Source organism: Thioalkalivibrio sp. ALMg3 (genome assembly GCF_000381225.1).
Taxonomy (GTDB): domain Bacteria; phylum Pseudomonadota; class Gammaproteobacteria; order Ectothiorhodospirales; family Ectothiorhodospiraceae; genus Thioalkalivibrio; species Thioalkalivibrio versutus.
This window is the reverse complement of the sequence record NZ_KB906232.1, coordinates 43,335-60,998: the sequence shown is the minus strand read 5'-3', so window position 1 is coordinate 60,998 and position 17,664 is coordinate 43,335. Positions and strand designations below refer to the sequence as shown.

The 17,664-nt window shown below is 67.6% G+C and carries 18 protein-coding genes; 2 read left to right on the top strand and 16 right to left on the bottom strand.

Annotated elements, in window-relative coordinates:
* Positions 1-12: 12 nt before the first annotated feature.
* From F622_RS0112210 to folB, 3 genes are all read right to left on the bottom strand, one after another.
* Positions 13-351 (bottom strand): P-II family nitrogen regulator, encoded by a 339-nt coding sequence (locus tag F622_RS0112210; RefSeq protein ID WP_012981610.1) that lies wholly within the window; start codon positions 349-351, stop codon positions 13-15.
* Positions 352-419: 68 nt separating this feature from the next.
* Complete coding sequence (locus F622_RS0112205; RefSeq protein WP_018144632.1) at positions 420-1,133, bottom strand: TorF family putative porin; 714 nt, start codon at positions 1,131-1,133, stop codon at positions 420-422.
* A gap of 280 nt (positions 1,134-1,413) precedes the next feature.
* The gene (folB, locus tag F622_RS0112200) at positions 1,414-1,779 is read right to left on the bottom strand and encodes a dihydroneopterin aldolase (RefSeq protein WP_018144633.1); all 366 of its coding nucleotides are present in this window, start codon (positions 1,777-1,779) and stop codon (positions 1,414-1,416) included.
* Positions 1,780-1,852: 73 nt separating this feature from the next.
* Here folB and F622_RS0112195 point away from each other — a divergent pair, with 73 nt between their 5' ends.
* Together F622_RS0112195 and F622_RS0112190 are read left to right on the top strand one after the other, a co-directional pair.
* Complete coding sequence (locus F622_RS0112195) at positions 1,853-2,878, top strand: amidoligase family protein (RefSeq protein ID WP_018650569.1); 1,026 nt, start codon at positions 1,853-1,855, stop codon at positions 2,876-2,878.
* Between the two features lie 49 nt (positions 2,879-2,927).
* On the top strand, positions 2,928-3,695 hold the full coding sequence (locus tag F622_RS0112190; protein WP_018650570.1) for a gamma-glutamyl-gamma-aminobutyrate hydrolase family protein: 768 nt from the start codon (positions 2,928-2,930) through the stop codon (positions 3,693-3,695).
* A 39-nt stretch (positions 3,696-3,734) separates the two neighbouring features.
* Here the strand turns inward: F622_RS0112190 and msrA are convergent, their stop codons facing one another.
* Genes msrA through def form a run of 13 tightly spaced genes read right to left on the bottom strand, consistent with a single transcriptional unit; the run spans position 3,735 to position 17,661 of the window.
* Complete coding sequence (msrA, locus tag F622_RS0112185) at positions 3,735-4,367, bottom strand: peptide-methionine (S)-S-oxide reductase MsrA (RefSeq protein ID WP_018650571.1); 633 nt, start codon at positions 4,365-4,367, stop codon at positions 3,735-3,737.
* Positions 4,368-4,378: 11 nt separating this feature from the next.
* The gene (locus tag F622_RS0112180; RefSeq protein WP_026313099.1) at positions 4,379-5,539 is read right to left on the bottom strand and encodes a PQQ-dependent sugar dehydrogenase; all 1,161 of its coding nucleotides are present in this window, start codon (positions 5,537-5,539) and stop codon (positions 4,379-4,381) included.
* A gap of 42 nt (positions 5,540-5,581) precedes the next feature.
* Entirely contained in the window at positions 5,582-6,409 is an 828-nt protein-coding gene (locus tag F622_RS0112175) for a DNA-formamidopyrimidine glycosylase family protein (protein ID WP_018650573.1), read from the bottom strand.
* Between the two features lie 10 nt (positions 6,410-6,419).
* Positions 6,420-7,397, bottom strand: a complete 978-nt coding sequence (locus F622_RS0112170) for a lysophospholipid acyltransferase family protein (RefSeq protein ID WP_018650574.1) — start codon at positions 7,395-7,397, stop codon at positions 6,420-6,422.
* Positions 7,394-7,753: a tetratricopeptide repeat protein gene (locus F622_RS0112165; protein WP_018650575.1), complete on the bottom strand. Its 360-nt coding sequence runs from the start codon at positions 7,751-7,753 to the stop codon at positions 7,394-7,396. The genes F622_RS0112170 and F622_RS0112165 overlap by 4 nt, the downstream gene beginning before the upstream one ends.
* A gap of 40 nt (positions 7,754-7,793) precedes the next feature.
* A complete protein-coding gene (locus F622_RS0112160) occupies positions 7,794-9,248 on the bottom strand; it encodes a TrkH family potassium uptake protein (RefSeq protein ID WP_018650576.1) in 1,455 nt (484 codons plus the stop codon).
* 13 nt (positions 9,249-9,261) lie between these two features.
* A complete protein-coding gene (gene trkA / locus F622_RS0112155) occupies positions 9,262-10,641 on the bottom strand; it encodes a Trk system potassium transporter TrkA (protein ID WP_018144642.1) in 1,380 nt (459 codons plus the stop codon).
* Between the two features lie 23 nt (positions 10,642-10,664).
* A complete protein-coding gene (locus tag F622_RS0112150) occupies positions 10,665-12,044 on the bottom strand; it encodes a sigma-54 dependent transcriptional regulator (RefSeq protein ID WP_018144643.1) in 1,380 nt (459 codons plus the stop codon).
* Entirely contained in the window at positions 12,041-14,242 is a 2,202-nt protein-coding gene (locus F622_RS0112145) for an ATP-binding protein (protein WP_018144644.1), read from the bottom strand. Before F622_RS0112145 ends, F622_RS0112150 begins: the two co-directional genes overlap by 4 nt.
* The gene (locus tag F622_RS0112140) at positions 14,227-14,805 is read right to left on the bottom strand and encodes a DUF4390 domain-containing protein (protein WP_018168358.1); all 579 of its coding nucleotides are present in this window, start codon (positions 14,803-14,805) and stop codon (positions 14,227-14,229) included. Before F622_RS0112140 ends, F622_RS0112145 begins: the two co-directional genes overlap by 16 nt.
* Positions 14,805-16,163, bottom strand: coding sequence for a 16S rRNA (cytosine(967)-C(5))-methyltransferase RsmB (gene rsmB / locus F622_RS0112135; protein WP_026331579.1), 1,359 nt, complete (start codon positions 16,161-16,163; stop codon positions 14,805-14,807). Before rsmB ends, F622_RS0112140 begins: the two co-directional genes overlap by 1 nt.
* Positions 16,163-17,128 carry a methionyl-tRNA formyltransferase gene (fmt, locus tag F622_RS0112130; RefSeq protein WP_019572065.1) on the bottom strand — a complete coding sequence of 322 codons (966 nt, stop codon included), beginning with the start codon at positions 17,126-17,128 and terminating at the stop codon, positions 16,163-16,165. Before fmt ends, rsmB begins: the two co-directional genes overlap by 1 nt.
* Positions 17,128-17,661, bottom strand: a complete 534-nt coding sequence (gene def, locus F622_RS0112125; protein WP_019572064.1) for a peptide deformylase — start codon at positions 17,659-17,661, stop codon at positions 17,128-17,130. The genes fmt and def overlap by 1 nt, the downstream gene beginning before the upstream one ends.
* Positions 17,662-17,664: the final 3 nt, after the last annotated feature.

The following is a 17,664-nucleotide window of genomic DNA, read 5'->3' as shown; positions in this document are numbered from 1 at the left end:
GAAGGCAAAGGTTTAAAGCGCTTCCGGTCCGGTTTCGCCCGTGCGAATACGCACGACCTGCTCCACCGGCGTAATAAAGATCTTGCCGTCGCCGATCTTGCCCGTGCTGGCGGACTTTGAAATGGCCTCGACGACCTGGTCGACCAGGTTTTCGTCAACGGCCACTTCAAGCTTCACCTTGGGCAGAAAATCGACTACATACTCGGCACCGCGATACAACTCGGTATGACCGCGCTGGCGACCAAAACCCTTCACTTCGGTCATGGTCATGCCCTGCACGCCGATCTCCGAGATCGCCTCGCGAACATCATCAAGCTTGAACGGCTTGATCACGGCGGTAATCATCTTCATGTCAGACTCCTGTGGGCGGGTCCGCTGATCCACGGACCCGCCTTTTCATTAAGAGGTAATAGCCGGCTTCAGAACGTCTTGGACCAGCCCACCCAGGCGCCCAGGTCCTCGTCGGATTCGTCGACATACTCGAGGTTAAGGCTGAACTCGCCCCAGTCCCCGGCGTCGCGCGCCAGGCTGGCGGTGTAATGGGTGTAGTTTTCGGCATCGGAATCGTCGAAGCGGGTACGACCCACGAGGAACCCGGCGCTGTAGACATCCATGAACGGGATATCCAGACCGGCGTAGAAGTACATGTCGTCATCCTGCAAGGCCGAGTCATCACTGTCGTGAACAACATAGGCCATACCGCCGTAGAGACCGACGGTGCCAGTATCAAAGCTGACTTCCCCGTAGATCTCGCCAAAGTCGGCGCTCAGGGAGCCGGTGTCATCACGGGCATCGGGGTAGGCATAGTAGATGTAGCCAACGTCGTATCCGAACCCGCTGGCGAACTCGTCGGCGAATCCGGCATAGAGATCGAGTTCGTAGCTGGTGTCATCACCAAAATCGACGTTCGACAGCCAGGTTCCGGCGTAAAACCCGGAGGCATGCTCGTAATCAATGCCGCCCTGAATGGCCGCACCGTCATCGCTTTCGGAAAAGCCCCTGAAGTAGTAGTTGGACACCGCACCAATGTTCACGGACAGCTCCGCGGCGGCGGTGGAGGTAAACGCGACGCCACCGGTGGAGCCTACGGTGAGGACAGCAGCGGCCAGCGCGGAACGGGTGAACTTCTTCATATTGGTCATCTCCCAGATTGGTCAATCGAGTGTCGCGTAGTCGACACCCGGTCCTTGCACGGGCTGTGCCAAGTACCAAAAGGGAGCAAAATCGGCTTTTCACAACACGTGTTGCGGCCGAACCACGAGGTTTTGCCTCTGGATGGTGCGCACTAAAAGTGCACACGCACCAAAAGCGTGCGATCAACGAAAAGTGTGAACACGGTCCGGTCCCCGCACGGGCCAGACGCGGAACAAGAGACAGGAAAGCGGGCCGGAAGGGCCCGTAGGAGAAGAGGGGCTAGTCGGACGTCGCGAGGGTGCCGCGCTCGATCTCGATGCCGACCTCGCGTACACCGGGAACGGCCCCGGGCTTGCCCAGTTTGATGCGCACCCAGGGGGTGCCGAACTGGGCCATCAGGGCCTCGGCGATCTCTTCGGCCAGGGATTCCAGCAGCGCGTGCGGCTCGCGCGTGACGATGGCGCGCACCGCGTTGGCCACCGCCTCGTAATCGACGGTATCGCCGATCTCGCCGGAATAGGCGGCGATGCGGGTATCCGCCGCCAGTTCGATGTCGAATCGCAGGCGGCGCTGGATCCGCTGTTCCCAGTCGTAGACACCAACAACGGCATCGATTTCGAGGTCGCGCAGATAGATTCGATCCATGGGCTCGGCGGGCTCCTGTAGGTCGGCGCCTATCCTACTGCCCGGGCCGCACGAGGTACACCGAGCCGTTATCATGGAGCTCTCCTTGCACGGCTTCGAGACACGCATGAGCGAGCCCTTCCACGACCTCCCGTGGCCCGACACCCCCGAGGGCGAACCGCGCCGCATCGGGGTAGAGATCGAGATGGCCGGGGTCTCGCTGGAGATTATGGCCGAAGCAGTAAAGGCCGAATTCGGAGGGCAGATCGAACCGGACAGTGCGTTCGTCGCCCGCGTGCGCGATACCGACGTCGGCGACTTCCAGCTGGAACTGGACGCCCGGGTGCTGAAGGACCGGGCCTACCGCGAGCATCTCGCGCGCCTCGGCATCTCGCTGGACGACTCCGACAAGGCGGCGCTGGATCGCTGGCTGGCCGACGCCGCCGGCCGCCTGGTGCCGCATGAAATCGTGGCCCCGCCGATCCCGGTGGCCGACCTGCCCCGCCTGGACCGGGTACGCGCGGCCCTGCAAGAGGCCGGCGCCCAGGGCACCGAACGCTCGTTTCTCTACGCCTTCGGGTTGCAGATCAATATCGAGATCCACCGCACCGATGCCGAGTGGCTGCTGGCGATCCTGCGCAGCTTCCTGCTGATGGCCGAGGCCCTCACCGCGGCCGGCGCAATCGACCTGGCACGGCGACTGTCGCCCTACATTCGGGCATTTCCCGGGCCCTTTGTACGCCACATGCTGGACCCGGACTTCCAACCCGATCAGGCCGGCCTGATCGATGCCTACCTGGCACACAGCCCGACGCGCAACCGACCACTGGACCTGTTGCCCTTGTTTGCCCACTTGGACCCGGAACGGGTCAACGCCGCACCGGTGGAACACGACTTGATCAAACCGCGCCCGGCCTTCCATTACCGCCTGCCGAACTGCGAGATCGACGACCCGGACTGGAGCCTGGCGCGACCGTTCAATGGCTGGGTCGAGGTGGAACGCCTGGCGGCGGATCCGGAACGCCTGGAGCGCCTGTCGCGGGAATACCTGGACCGCCCCGGCCAGGCCCTCGGCCGCTGGGCCGACGACTGGAGCCAGCGCCTCCGTGACTGGTTCTGACTCGGCTCCCAATGCAACCAGCCGGGTCACGCCCCAAGCCCGTCGCCCGGTGATCGCGATCACCGGGCCGGACCAGGGCGGGGGTCCGGCCTGGCTGTTCACCGCCCTGGCGGTGTGGCGCGCGGGAGGCCGCCCTTTGCGGTTGCGCCCGGGAAAGCCGCGCGGCCGTTGCCCGTTCGACGGACTGATCGTGGGCGGCGGGGCGGATGTCGACCCCGAGCTCTACGGCGAGACCCTGCCCGACGGGCCGGATGCGGCGGCCATCCGCCAGGCGGAGCGCCGCCTCTCGCAACGGCTGATCGGCTATCTCTTCTACCCGGCCCTGTGGCTGCTGCGCCGGCTGTTCCAGTCGCACGGCGGGGTACTGGACGTCGACCGCGACCGCCTGGAGAAGGCCCTGATCCACCGCGCGCTGGACGATCACCGCCCGATCCTCGGCATCTGCCGCGGCATGCAGCTGGTCAACGTGGTGCGCGGCGGCACGCTGCAGCGCGACCTGGCCGAGTTCTACGTGGAAACACCGCAGGCCCGCAGCCTGTTGCCGGTCAAGCCGGTCCAGCTGGAGCCGCGCAGCCACCTGGCCGACATCCTGGGCGACGCCACGCTGCACGTGAACGCCCTGCACAATCAGGCGGTGGATGGCCTGGGTCGCGGGCTAAGGGTCGCCGGCCGCGAGAGCAGCGGCGTGGTACAGGCGATCGAAGCCGACCGCGGCTGGTGCATCGGCGTGCAGTGGCACCCGGAATACCTGCCCCAGAAGCGCCGCCACCAGCGTCTGTTCCACGCCCTCGTTCAGGCCGCCGCCAACAACGGCTAAAACCCGATTCACCAAGAAGACACGAAGAAGGGCAGGCGCTCAGGCCGGGTACGGCACGGAGAGGCCGCCGAGGCCGCAGTAGCCGTGGGGGACCTTGGCCAGGTATTGCTGGTGATCCTCTTCGGCGAAATAGAACGCCGGCCCTTCGCCGATCTCGGTGGTGATCGTTCCGCCCCGTGCCTTGTCCAGCGCGGCCTGGAAGCGTTGGCGGCTGGTCTCGGCGGCCGCCAGCTGGTCCGCATCGGTGGTGTAGATCGCGGAGCGGTACTGGGTACCGACGTCGTTGCCCTGGCGCATGCCCTGGGTCGGGTCGTGGCCTTCCCAGAAGGTGCGGAACAGCGCATCCAGGTCGACTCGCCGCGGATCGAATACCACACGCACCAGCTCGGTGTGCCCGGTCTGGCCGCTGCATACCTCGCGATAGGTCGGATTCGGGGTATAGCCCCCACCGTAACCGACGCTGGTGGAGTACACCCCGTCCAGCTGCCAGAACAGGCGCTCGGCGCCCCAGAAGCAGCCCATGCCGAACTGGATCACCTGCATGCCCTCGGGGTACGGCGGTGCCAACGGGGTTCCCAGCACCATGTGGCGCCCGGGCACCGGCATCGGCTCCTCGCGCCCGGGCAAGGCCTGCTCGGGCGCAGGCATGCGCGGCTCGGAAAATGCGAACATCGGCGACTCCATCAGTCAGCCGGGGTGAGCCGGATCAGCTCCCCCGGGTTGTGGTCGGTAAGTACGTAGATTGCGCCCTCGTGCACGCGCACGTCGCGCACACGGCGATCCAGATCCGGCAGCACCTCGGACTCATTGACCAGGTCGCGCCCGTCGAAGGTCAGGCGGCGCAGCGTCTGGTGCGCCAGTCCGCCGACCAGCAGGTCACCATCCCAGTCGGCAAAGGCCGGATCGCGCAGGATCGCCATGCCGGACGGGGCAATGGAAGGCGTCCAGTGATGCAGCGGTGACTCCATCCCCTCCTTCTCGGTCAGACCCTCGCCCACCTGGCCGCCACGGTATTCCTCGCCGTGGGTAATGACCGGCCAGCCGTAGTTCAGGCCAGGTTCGATGATGTTGACCTCGTCACCCCCGCGCGGGCCATGCTCGTTCTGCCAGAAGGTGCCGGTCTCGGGGTCCATCACCATGCCCTGCGGGTTGCGCACACCCCAGGCCCAGATCTCCGGGCGGGCGTCGGGTTCATCCACCAACGGGTTGTCATCCGGCACCGAACCATCGTCATGCAGCCGGATGATGCTGCCGATATGGGTGGAGGTGTCCTGCGCATGATCGCGATCGCCGCGGTCACCCACGCTGATGTACACGTACCCGGCCTGGTCAAACACGATGCGGCTGCCGAAGTGGCGGCCGCCGCTGACACCCGGCTCGGCGGTGAACAATGTCTCCACGTCCTGCAGCTCGCCATCCTGGAAGCGCCCACGCGCCAGGCGGGTCGTCAGTCCGCTCTCCACGCTCGCCGAGTAGGTGAAGTACAGCCAGCGGTTGTCGGCGAAATTGGGGTGCAGCGCAAGATCCAGCAGCCCGCCCTGGTTGCGCGCCTGCAGGTCGTCCGGCAACCCCGGGACCAGCGCGCCCCGCCCGTCGAAGGACTCGGCGTCCTCGAACCAGCGCAGGGTGCCCGGGCGTTCGCTGATCAGTGCACCGCCGTCGGGCAGGAAGGCGATGGCCCAGGGGTGATTCAGTTCCTCGTGCAGCACGCTGACCTGCAGATCCTGCTGCCCGCCCTCCAGGCCCTCGGCCGAGACCCCGGAGGACCCGGTGCATGCCACCAGAAGGCTCACGGTCATGGGAACCACCGTTGCACGTCCCAGGATATGTTTGCGCTTGCTCATGGTTCGCTCCTTGTTCGGTCCGATGTCCATTGGTACCTGCGTTCAGGCGGCGGGTTCCCTCGGCTGGCAGACAGGGCACCAGTACGTCGAGCGGCCGTGTTCGCCCAGCAGGGCAGATTCGACCGGTGCGCCGCACTGCCGGCAGGGCTCGCCACGGCGGCCATAGACGTTCAGGAACGCTCCCTCCTCCGCGCGCTCGCGGGTGATGCGCGGACCCGGCTTCAGGTTGCGCCGCAGCAACCGCTCGGCATCGCGGTACAGCCCCGCCAGCACCCGCTGCGACACCTGCCCGAGAGGCCACAGCGGGTGACAGCCTTGCAGGAACAGCACCTCTGACTTGTAGATGTTTCCGATGCCCGCCGCCAGCGACTGATCCAGCAGCACATCCAGGATCGGGCGCGCCGGGTCCGCGACGGTCCGCACCCGTATGACCACGGCATCCAGGTCGATCGCCGGGTCCAGCAGATCAGGGCCGACACGGGCATCCAGACGCGGGACATCCGCCGCCCCCGCCGTGCGCGGGCGCCACTGCAGCTCGCGAGGATGAAAACAGACCAGCACCCGCTCCGGGAGGCTGAGGACGGCCCAGGCACTGGAGGCCGGCTTGTGCCAGGCGACACCCGGGGCGTACTGATGCCAGGTCCCGTACATGCCCAGGTGGGTGCGCAACTGCCACGGCCGGCCATCCGCAGCTGCAAGATCCAGCAACAAGTGCTTGCCCCGGGCCTGCACGGTCCCGGCGGTCATCGCGCCATGCTCGAGCAACGGATCGCCGCGCCGGGTGCGGGTCGCTACCGCAGTCAGCGTTGCGCCCTCCAGTACCGGCCGCAACGCGGCGGCCAGCTTGTGGATCGTGTCGCCCTCGGGCATGAGGGCGGGATCAGCGCTCGCGCGCGGGGTACAGGCGCGGCTCGCCCTCGGGCCGGGTGCGGAACAGGCGCATGGACCACAGGTACTGCGCCGGGGCCTGCTCGATGCCACGCTCGATGGCGGCGTTCATCTGCCGCGCATCGACGGCATCATCCCCCGAGGGATAGTCTTCCAGGGGCGGCCACAGGCGCATCACGTACTGGTCCGCCGCCGCGTCATACCAGGCGAAGCTGGGCAGGACCGCCGCCTTCGACATGCGCGCCAGACGCGCCAGCGCGGTCAGCGTGGCCTTCTGCACACCGAAGAAATCCACGAATACCGCGCCCTCGGCGCCTAGGTCCTCGTCCGGCAGGTAATAGAAGAAGCGACCGCGCTTGAGCTGGCGAATGGCCGGGCGCAGGCCCTGGTCGCGGGCGAAGATATCGCCGGAATAGCGCGTGCGGCTGCGGTGGTTGATCCACTCCAGCACCGGGTTCTTCATCGGCTTGGCGAAGGACACGCCGTCGAACATCTGACTCATGCGCACACCGCCGTAATCCAGCCCCAGGGAATGCGGCGCCAGGATGATCACTGGCGTCCCGCCGGAGCGCAGGCGCTCGTAGTGCTCCAGACCCTCGATGCGAATGCGGGCGGCGTGCTGGCCGGGCTTGCCGAACCACAGCAACCCGTAGTCCAGCGCCGTCTGCGCCTGGTAGCGGTAATAGGCCTCCAGGCGCTGGGCGCGCTCCGCGGCGCTCATCGCCGGGAAGCACAGCTCCAGGTTGCGCTCGACCACCGCCCGACTGCGCCCGGCCAGCCGGCGAATCAGCCGGCCCAGCCCGCCGGCGAGACCGCGCACGGCCGGGCGCGGCAACTCCTGCAGCACCCAGGCCAGGCCCAGCAACAGCCAGCTGCCCCAGTAACGCGGGGCGAAGTGCGCGGCGGTCAGCGGGGCCTGGTAGGCACCAGCGTCCTCGCGCCGCCCGGTTTCGTCGTCGACAGCGCTCATGCGCCCCCGGTACCGTCGCCGGGCCCGTCCGTGGCGGCCTGCTGCTTGCGGGCGCGCTTGGCGTAGACCTCCATCTCCTTCGCGGCCTGCAGATCACCCTTCTCGGTGGCCACGCGGATACCGCGCTCGCAGGTGGACAGGGCCGACTCGGGGCGCTCCAGCTCCACCAGCGTCTTCGCCAGCAGCTTCCAGGCCGCGGAATAACCGCCGTCCAGATCCAGCGCCCGCTGCAGATGGGGCACTGCGGCCTCCAGCTGGCCATCGGTCGCCAGGGCATTGCCCAGCGAGAAACGCAGCATGGCGGAATCCTGACCGCCATCGAGCATATTCTGGAAGCGTTCGATCATGTCGCTCATGGGGTACCTCCCTCGGCGCGTGCCGATACGTACAGTCAGGCTAACGCCGCCAGAAGGCGGGCGACAGAAGCACCAGCACGGTAAAGATTTCCAGGCGCCCCATCAGCATCGCAACCACCAGGACCCACTTGCTGAAGTCGTTGATGGAGGCATAGTTCGCGCCCACCTCGCCCAGACCGGGACCCAGGTTGTTCAGCGAAGCGGCCACTGCCGAGAACGAGGTGACCTGATCCAGACCGGTCACCATCAGCAACAGCATCATCACAACGAACACCATCACGTAGGCCGCCAGGAAGCCCCACACCGCCTGCACGACGCGATCCGGGGCCTCCTTCCCGTTGACCTTCACGGCGATCCGCGCGTGCGGGTGGATCAGACGCTTGATCTCGCGCAGCCCCTGCTTCACCAGCAGCAGCACGCGGATGACCTTCATGCCGCCGCCGGTGGAACCGGTACTGGCCCCGATGAACGAGAGGAAGATCAGCAGCACTGGCAGAAAGCCTGGCCACAGGTAGAAGCTGTCGGTGGCATAGCCCGTCGTGGTCGCAATGGACACCACGTGGAAGATGCCCTTGCGCAGAGCCTCCGCAGGGTCACCGACGAAGCCGGTCCAGAGCATGAAGGTCACCACGATCACGCTGGCCACGGCCAGCAGCAGCAGGTAGGTCCGCAGTTCCTCGTCGTGACGATAGGGGGCAACGGTGGCGCGATGGATCACCAGGAAGTGCAGGGCGAAGTTCATCCCCGCGATGATCATGAAGACGATGGCAACGCTCTCGATCAGGGCACTGTCGAAGTGGCCGATGCTGGCGTCATAGGTCGAGAAGCCGCCGATCGCGATGGTCGAGAAGGCATGTGCGACCGCATCGAAGGCATCCATGCCGGCGGCCCAGTAGGCCAGCGCGCAGGCCACGGTCAGGCCCAGGTAGATGTACCAGAGGTTGCGCGCGGTCTCGGCGATACGCGGCGTCAGCTTGTTGTCGCGGATCGGCCCCGGGGTCTCGGCCTTGAACAGCTGCATGCCGCCCACGCCCAGAAGCGGCAGGATGGCCACCGCCAGCACGATGATCCCCATACCGCCCATCCACTGCAGCTGCTGGCGATACCACAGCAGCGCCCGCGGCAGATCATCCAGCCCGGTCAGCACCGTGGCGCCGGTCGTGGTCAGCCCGGACATCGACTCGAAGGCGGCATCGGTGAAGGACACGTGCAGGTTCGGATCGAGGTACAGCGGTGTCGCCCCGGCGATCCCCAGTCCCAGCCAGAACAGCACCACCAGGATGAAGCCGTCGCGCGCCTGCAGGTCCTGGCGCATGCGGTACAGCGGCGCCCACAGCAGACCGCCCATCAGCAACAGGAGGGCGAAGGCCTGCAGGAACACATACGCGGTGGACTCCCCGTACAGAAAGCCGATGGCCGCCGGCGGCAGCATCGCCAGACTGAACAGCGTCAGCAGGACACCCAGCAGCCGGGCCGTGGAGGCGAGATGGAGCATCCGCGCGCTCCGCCTAGAAGAACAGCGCCGTGGGCTGGAACAGGCGCTGCACCTGCTTCACCTTGCGCCGATCGGTCACGAACAGAATCACGTGGTCGCCGGCCTCGATGACCGTGTCGCGATGGGGGATGATGACCTCCTCGCCCCGCACCACCGCTCCGACGCGAGTGCCCTCGGGAAAGTCGATCTCGTCGATCCGGCGGCTGACCACCTGCGACGTCCGGGCATCGCCGTTGACCACGGTCTCGATCGCCTCGGCCGCACCGCGGCGCAGGGCATGCACGGTGGCGGTTCCGCCCTCGCGCACCCGCGCCAGCAGCGCACCGATGGTCGCCTGCTGTGGCGAGATCGCGACATCGATGGTCCCGCTTTGCAGCAGGTCCACGTAACTCGGCCGATTGATCAGCGACATCACCTTGCGCACGCCCCAGCGCTTGGCCAGCATCCCGGCGAAGATGTTCGCCTGGTCGTCGTTGGTGACCGCGCAGAACACGTCGCTGTGCTCGACGTTGATGGATTCGAGGAAGCGGTCATCCGAGCTGTCCCCGTGCAGCACCAGGACATTGCTGGGTAGCGTCCGCGCCAGATGATCGGCACGTTCGGAATCGCGTTCGATCACCTTGACCCGGTAGCGCTTGCTGAGCGTCTCGGCCAGGCGCTCGCCGATGTTGCCGCCACCGGCCACCATGATTCGCTTGTAGGGCTTTTCCAGCTTGCGCAGCTCCGAGGTCACCGCGCGGATGTTCTTCTTCGCCGCGACGAAGAACACCTCGTCATCGGCCTCGATCACCGTGGAACCATCCGGCTGGATCGAGCGATCCTTGCGGAAGATCGCGGCCACCCGGGTCTGGATGCCCGGCATGTCGTTTTGCAGATTCTTCAGCTCGTGCCCGACCAGCGGGCCCCCGTAGTAGGCGCGCACCCCCACCAGCGAAACTCGGCCCTCGGCGAATTCCAGCACCTGGAGCGAACCGGGGTGCTCGATCAGGCGCTGGATGTGGCTGGTCACGATGGCCTCGGGCGAGATCAGCATGTCCACCGGCATCGCGTCCTGGGCGAACAGCGCCGGGGTCTCGTGGTAGTCGCGGGCCCGCACCCGGGCGATCTTGGTCTCGATATTGAACAGCGTGGAGGCCACCTGGCAGGCGACCATGTTGGTCTCGTCCGAGTTGGTGACCGCGATCAGCATGGACGCGTCCTGCGCACCGGCTGCCTCCAGCACCGAGGGGTGCGCGGCAAAGCCGTGCACGGTCTTGATGTCGAAACGATCCTCCAGCTCCGCCAGCATCTCGGCGCGGTAATCGACCACCGTAATGTCGATCCCGTCGGCGCTCAGCGCCTCCGCCAGCGACTGCCCGACCTGCCCGGCCCCGAGGATGATGATGTGCTTCATGCGTCTCCCGTCCCGGAGCAGGTTCAGCTATCGGTTTTCACGCGCTTGGGGTCGATCCCCAGCGCCTTGAACTTGCGGTACAGGTGCGTGCGCTCCAGCCCCACCCGTTCCGCCAGGCGCGTCATGTTGCCCTCGGAGCGCTCCAGCTGTTGCTGCAGGTATTCGCGCTCGAACTGTTCGCGCGCCTCGCGCAGCGGCAGATCGGGGATGGCGACCGTCCCCTCGCCGCCCTCCTCGGCGCGCTGCGGCTGCCCGCTGAGGGTACGCTCCACCTCGTCGCGGGTGATCTCGTCGCCCGAGCCCAGGATCATCAGCCGCTGCACCAGGTTGCGCAGTTCGCGCACGTTGCCCGGCCAGTGGTACTGCTGCAGCCGTTCCAGGGCCGGACGCTGGAAGGCGCGCGGCGGCAGCCCCTCCTGCTGGTGCAGGTGGCGCATATGACACTCCAGCAGTTCCGGGATGTCTTCGGGGTGCTCGCGCAGGGGCGGGATGGTCAGTGGCAGGACATTCAACCGGTAGTACAGGTCCTCGCGGAAGTGGCCCTGCTTGACCGCCTCGGCCAGGTCGTACTGACTCCCTGCGATCACGCGCACGTTCACGCTGATGGGCTGGTTGCCGCCGATGCGGGTGATGCGCTGGGTATCCAGCGCATGCAGCAACCGCCCCTGGGTCTGCAGATCCATCTCCGCGACCTCGTCCAGGAACAGCACGCCACCCGCCGCCTGCTCCAGCAGGCCATAGCGCACATGTTCTCCCTGCTCGCTGCCGAACAGCTCGGCGATCGCCTCCTCGCCCGAGAGCGACCCCACCGAGACCACGATGAACGGGCTCTCGCGGCGCGCGCTGCGCGCATGCAGCAGCCGCGCGAAGGTCTGCTTGCCAACGCCTGGCTCGCCGGTGATCAGCACCCAGGTATCGTGCTGCGCCATGCGCTGCACCTGGTCGCGCAGGTTCACCATGGTGGCGCTGTCGCCCACCGGGTCGGCCACCGTACCGGCGTGGCGCTTCAGGCCCACGTTCTCGCGCTGCAGGCGTGCGGCCTCCAGGGCATTGTTCAGGGTGATCAACAGCTTGTCGATGGACAACGGCTTCTCGATGAAGTCGTAGGCGCCCAGGCGCGTGGCATCCACAGCGGTCTCGACGTTGCCGTGACCGGAGATCATCACCACCGGGCAGGGCAGCCCCTCGTCATCGCCCCACTCCTTGAGCAGGGAGATCCCGTCACCGTCCGGCATCCAGACATCCAGCAGGATCAGGTCCGGGCGGCGACTGCGACGCTGTGCCTTGGCCTCGGCCACGGAGCCGGCGAGTGCTACCTGATAGCCCTCGTCCTCCAGCACATCCTGCAGCAACATGCGGATGTCCGGCTCGTCGTCGACCACGAGTATGTAGGCTTCGCTCATTCGGGCTCCTCGTGAACCACCGGACCATGCTCCACCGGGATGCGGATGCGGAAGACCGCCCCGCCCGGCCCGGACTCTGCATTATGGCACTCAATCATGCCGCCATGCTCCTCCACGATCTTCTGCGCGACGGCCAGACCGAGACCGGTTCCACGCGGCTTGTCGGTGGTGTAGGGCTCGAAGATGCGCTCGAGGAACTCCGGCTTGATGCCCGGGCCGGTGTCGATCACACGCAATTCGATATGCGGCCCGGCCGAGTCGTCGAGATACGCCGTGGCGACATGCACCTCCATGTCCTCGTGGCCCTCGCCCGCCTCCAGGGCGTTCTTGATCAGGTTGTGCAGCAACTGGCGCAGACGCCCGGCGTCGCCATGGATTCGCGGCAGGGACGCATCCAGCGTGACATCGACGCGCGAGCGCCCGTCCTGGTCCAGGTACAACTCGCAGACGTCCCGGATCAGCTGGTTCAGATCCACCGACGCGCGCTCCAGCTGCGGGGCCTGGGCATAGTCGCGGAAGGCGTTGACCAGGGTCTTCATCGCCTCCACCTGCTGCACGATGGTACCGGTGGCGCGATCCAGCACCTCGCGATCCGCCCCCTCCAGCACCTTGCCCAGACGCCGCGACAGGCGCTCGGCGGACAGCTGGATCGGGGTCAGCGGGTTCTTGATCTCGTGCGCCAGGCGGCGCGCCACCTCGCCCCAGGCGGCGTCACGCTGGGCCTTCAGGAACTCGGTCATGTCGTCGAACACGATCGCGTGCAGACCGCGGCTGGACCCCGAAGTCGGCAGCCACACGGCACGGGTCATCAGCACCTTGCGCCCGCTACGGGTGAACACCACCACCTGGCGCGACCATTCTTCTTCCTGGCGCACCAGGGCATCGCTGATCGCCTCGAAAAACTGCGCCACCAGCGGGCACTCGGCGCCCACCTCCGACATCACCCGGGTGCGCGCCCGCTGCAGGTCGCACTCCAGGATCTCGCTGGCCGCGGCGTTCGCGGTACGCAGGCGCAGGCTGCCATCCAGCGCCAGCACGCCGGAGCGCAAGTGTTGCAGCACGCTCTCCAGATAGGCGCGCTCGGCGTCCAGCAGGCGGCGGTTGCGTTCCGCCTCGTCGCGCGCCTCGTTCAGGGTGCGCGTCATGGTATTGAACGACTGCACCAGGAAACCCAGCTCGTCGGCGCGCTGCACCGCCAGGCGGGTGCTGTAGTCGCCCTGGGCGACCATGCGTGTGCCCTGCACCAGGTCGGAGATCGGGCGCACCATGCGCCGCGCCACCAGCAGCCCGGCCCAGAGCGCGGCCATCAGCGAGATCGCCAGCGCCAGTGAGAGGGTGAACACAAAGCCCTGGATCATCGGCCCGCGCAGGTAGGCGAATTCGCGATAGTCGGCGAAGGCGTCCTGCACCCGTAGCGACAACGCGCTCATGCGCGGGTCCACGGGATAGATACCCTGCAGGATACGGTTCTCCGAGCCCGGGCGGCGGCTGCTGGTGGTGGCCACCACGCGGATGATCAGCGAGCCGTCGGGCTGCGGCTCCAGCCGCGAATACGGCTGTTCCGGGCGTACCCGCATCAGAATGTCGGACCCGGGCGGGGTCGGCAGACGACGGATTGGGCTGTCGGTACTGGAGGCGATGATGCGGTTGTTGGAGCCGACCAGGGTCAGCTCCTGCGCCCCGACCTGGCGGCGATAGTCGTTCAGGGCCAGCGGCACCAGCCCCTCCGAGACCCCCTCGAGATCGCTCATCAGCTCCTGGGTCTCGTTCGCCAGCTGGCGCACCCGCAGATCCAGCGACGAGCGCGACAGCTCCAGCGCATCCTCCAGCGCCGACTCCACGCGCACGTCGAACCAGGAATCCACGCCCTCGTTCAGGAACTTGAAGGAGAAGTAATAGACAACGGACACCGGCAGGACCGCCACCAGCATGAACACCGCAACCAGGCGCAGGGTCAGCCGGCTGCCGGGGACCCCGCGGCGATACTGGATCGCCATGCGCGCGACCTGATAGATGATCAGCCCGCCCAGCGCCACCAGCACGGCGACGTGGAACACCAGCAGCCACAGAAACAGCTGCTCGAAGCGCGCCTGGTTCTGGGCGGCATCGCCCATCACCACCAGCGAGGTCAGCAGCAGCACGAACAGGAGCCCGATGCCGAACAGCCCCCACGGGAAGCCCCTCAGTCCAGCGACCATCGCCGCCACTCCTGTCGTGTCGTCAGATCACCGCGCAACCCGGCATCCAGCTGCAGGGGCAGAGGCAGCGCCGAGTACACCAGCATCAGGCGCGCCGCCAGGTCGAACTCCCCGGGATTCGGGCGCGCCGAAGCGGGAATGCCGTCCAGGCGCAGCCGGCCCAGCCGCCGGGCGACCTGGTCCAGGGCATCCCCCAGGGTCGGTTTCAGATCCATGCGCTCGTCGGTCACCGCGGTTACCAGGTAGTGCCGGTTCAGCGCAAAGTATTGCAGCTGGACCCGGCGGGTCTCGCTCGCCAGGGTGTCGCGCCCCACCCGGCGACCGCGCTCCAGACGGGTTTCCGCCTCGAACTCCAGGGTCACTCCGTTGGCCAGGGCAGCTTCCAGCACGGCGGGCAGACGCATGTCGATATCGAGACGCACCAGCACGGTGGTGTCGTCCAGCCACAGGTGATTGGCGCCGCGGATCTCCACCGCCGCGGCCGGCACAGGCAGCGCCAGCAGAGCAAACAGGCAGCACAGCGCCACGAAGGGCCCGCGCCACGGGGAGGCGCCGCTCGGCATCAGGGGGCCCGCTTCTCCAGGAGCGCATAGTAGAAGCCGTCACCGCCCTCGAGCCCCAGCGGCAGCGACACGCCGACCTCGCGCGGCCGGCCTCCGGGGATCCCCGCATCGCCATTCACGGGAAGTACCTGCGCATCCGCGGTCGCGGCCACGAACGGGGCCACAACGGCCTCGTTTTCCGGCGACAGCAGCGAGCAGGTGGCATACAGCAGCCGCCCGCCCGGGCGCAGCAGCTGCCAGGCGCCGGCCAGCAGGCGGGCCTGCTCCGCCGCCAGACGCGGGATGTCCTCGGCTCGGCGCAGGGTCTTGATATCCGGATGACGCCGGATCACGCCGGTGGCAGAACAAGGCACGTCCAGCAGGATCGCGTCGAAGGCCTGGCCGTCCCACCAGTCGTCGGCGGCCTCCAGGTCGGCGGCGACCAGTCGGGCGTCGAAGCCCAGCCGGTCGAGATTCTCGCGCACCTGCTCCAGGCGTTCCGGGTCGTTGTCCAGCGCGGTGAGGTCCAGTTGGCCACCGGCGCGCTCCAGAAGGTGCCCGGTCTTGCCGCCCGGGGCCGCACAGGCATCCAGCACCCGCTCGCCCGGCTGCGGATCCAGCAGTTGCCCGGCCCATTGCGCCGAGGCGTCCTGGACCGACAGCGCCCCGTCGGCAAACCCCGGCAGCGCCCCGACGTCGACCGGATTCTCCAGGGTCAGGGCGCTGGCGAGCACCGGGTGCGGCCGCGCCGGCGTCCCCGCAGCGGCCAGCGCCTCCAGCGCCGCCTCGCGGCTGCCGCGCTGCAGGTTCACACGCAGGGTCATCGGAGCCGGCAGCGTCGAGGCCTCCAGCAACGCCTCCCAGTCCTCAGGCCAGGCGTCGCGAATCGCCTCCAGCAACCAGTCCGGGACCGCATAGCGCAGGCCCGGCTCGGCCTCGATCCGGGCGGCCAGCGCATCCTGCTCGCGCAGGGCACGGCGCAGCACCGCGTTGATCAGCCCCACCGCGCCGGGTCGATGGATCTCGCGCGCCAGCTCGGCCGTCTCGCGCACCGCCGCATGATCCCGCGTACCGAAATGCAGCACCTCGGCCAGGCCCTGCGCCAACAGCACGCCGATCACGGCATCCTTCTTGCGCAGCGGCCGCTCGAGAAACCCGCCGACCAGCCCCTCCAGCTGCGGATACCAGCGCAGGGTGGTGTAGGCCAGGGCCTGCACCCAGGCGGCATCGCGCGACGCGAGCCCCTCGGTCACCAGCTCCACCGCCCGGGTCAGCGACTGCCCCTGCAGCACCACGCGCTCGACCGCCTCCAGCGCACGCTGACGCGGCGAACGCGAATCCACCCGCGAGGGCACTACGCGTTTTTTCTTACCCGCCATTAGACCGCCCCCGTCAGGGTCTGGCCAACCAGCTCGGCATTACGAGCCCAGTCGGCCGCCGCCACCGGGCGACGTCCCGGCAGCTGCACCGTTTGCAGCCGCAGGATGCCGTCGCCCGTGGTTACGTCCACACCATCCGGCCCGGCGGCCCGGATCGTGCCCGGCACCGCCTCGGCCGCACCGACAAGCGGGGTCGCGGCATACACCCGCACCACCTGCCCCTGCCAGCCGGTCTGGGCGACCGGCCAGGGATTGAACGCACGCACCTGGCGATCCAGGGCCGTGGCCGGCTGCGACCAGTCCATCCAGGCCTCCTGTTTTTCCAGCTTGCGGGCATAAGTGGCCTGTTCGTCATCCTGTGGCCAGGGCGCGGACTCGCCCGCGGCAATCGCCGGCAGCTGTTCGACTAGGAGTTCCGCCCCCTCACGGGCGAGGACGTCGTGCAGGCTTCCAGTCGTGGTCTCCGGCGTGATCGGGACACGGCGACAGGCATGCACCGGTCCGGTGTCCAGCCCCGGGGCCATCTGCATGAGGCAGACCCCGGTCCCGGAATCCCCCGCGAGGATGGCGCGATGGATCGGCGCCGCGCCGCGCCAGCGCGGCAGCAACGAGGCATGGATATTGAGACCGCCCAGCGGCGGGATCGCGAGCACCGCGCGCGGCAGGATCAGCCCGTAGGCGGCCACGATCAGGATATCCGGGCGCCAGGCCGCGAGTTCCGCCTGGGCCTCGGCGGATTTGAGACTCTCCGGCTGCACCACCGGCAGGTTCGCGGTCTCGGCGACTTGCTTCACCGGGCCGGGGCGCAGCTTGCGCCCGCGCCCCGCGGGGCGGTCCGGCTGGGTGTAGACCGCGACCGGCGCATGCCCGCTCTCGATCAGGGCCTGCAGCGCCGGGACCGCAAAATCGGGCGTCCCGGCATAGACGATGCGCAGGGAGTCGACGTCCGTGTCCGCCACCCCCATCAGACCGCGGGGACCGCGGCCTTGTCACCCGCCCCGGTGCGGACGCCCTGCTTCTCCAGCTTCTTGCGAATGCGGCTGCGCTTCAGGCTGGACAGGTAATCGACGAACAGCTTGCCGTCGAGGTGGTCGATCTCGTGCTGGATGCACACCGCGAGCAGCCCGTCGATGTCCAGCTCGAAGGGCTGGCCATCGCGCCCCAGGGCGCGCACGCGGATGCGGTCGGCACGCTGCACCTTTTCGTAGAAACCGGGCACGGACAGGCAACCCTCGTCCATCTCCTCCTCGCCGGAGGTTTCCAGGATCTCGGGGTTGATCAGGGCATGCGGCGCGCTCTGATCATCGGAGATATCCGCCACCAGCACACGCTTTTGCACGTTGATCTGGGTGGCCGCCAGGCCAATGCCCGGGGCCTCGTACATGGTCTCGAACATTTCGTCCACCAGGGTACGAATCTCGTCATCCACCTCGGCGACCGGCTCGGCCTTCAGGCGCAGCCGGGGATCGGGGAAGTGCAGGATTTCACGCTTGGCCATGAA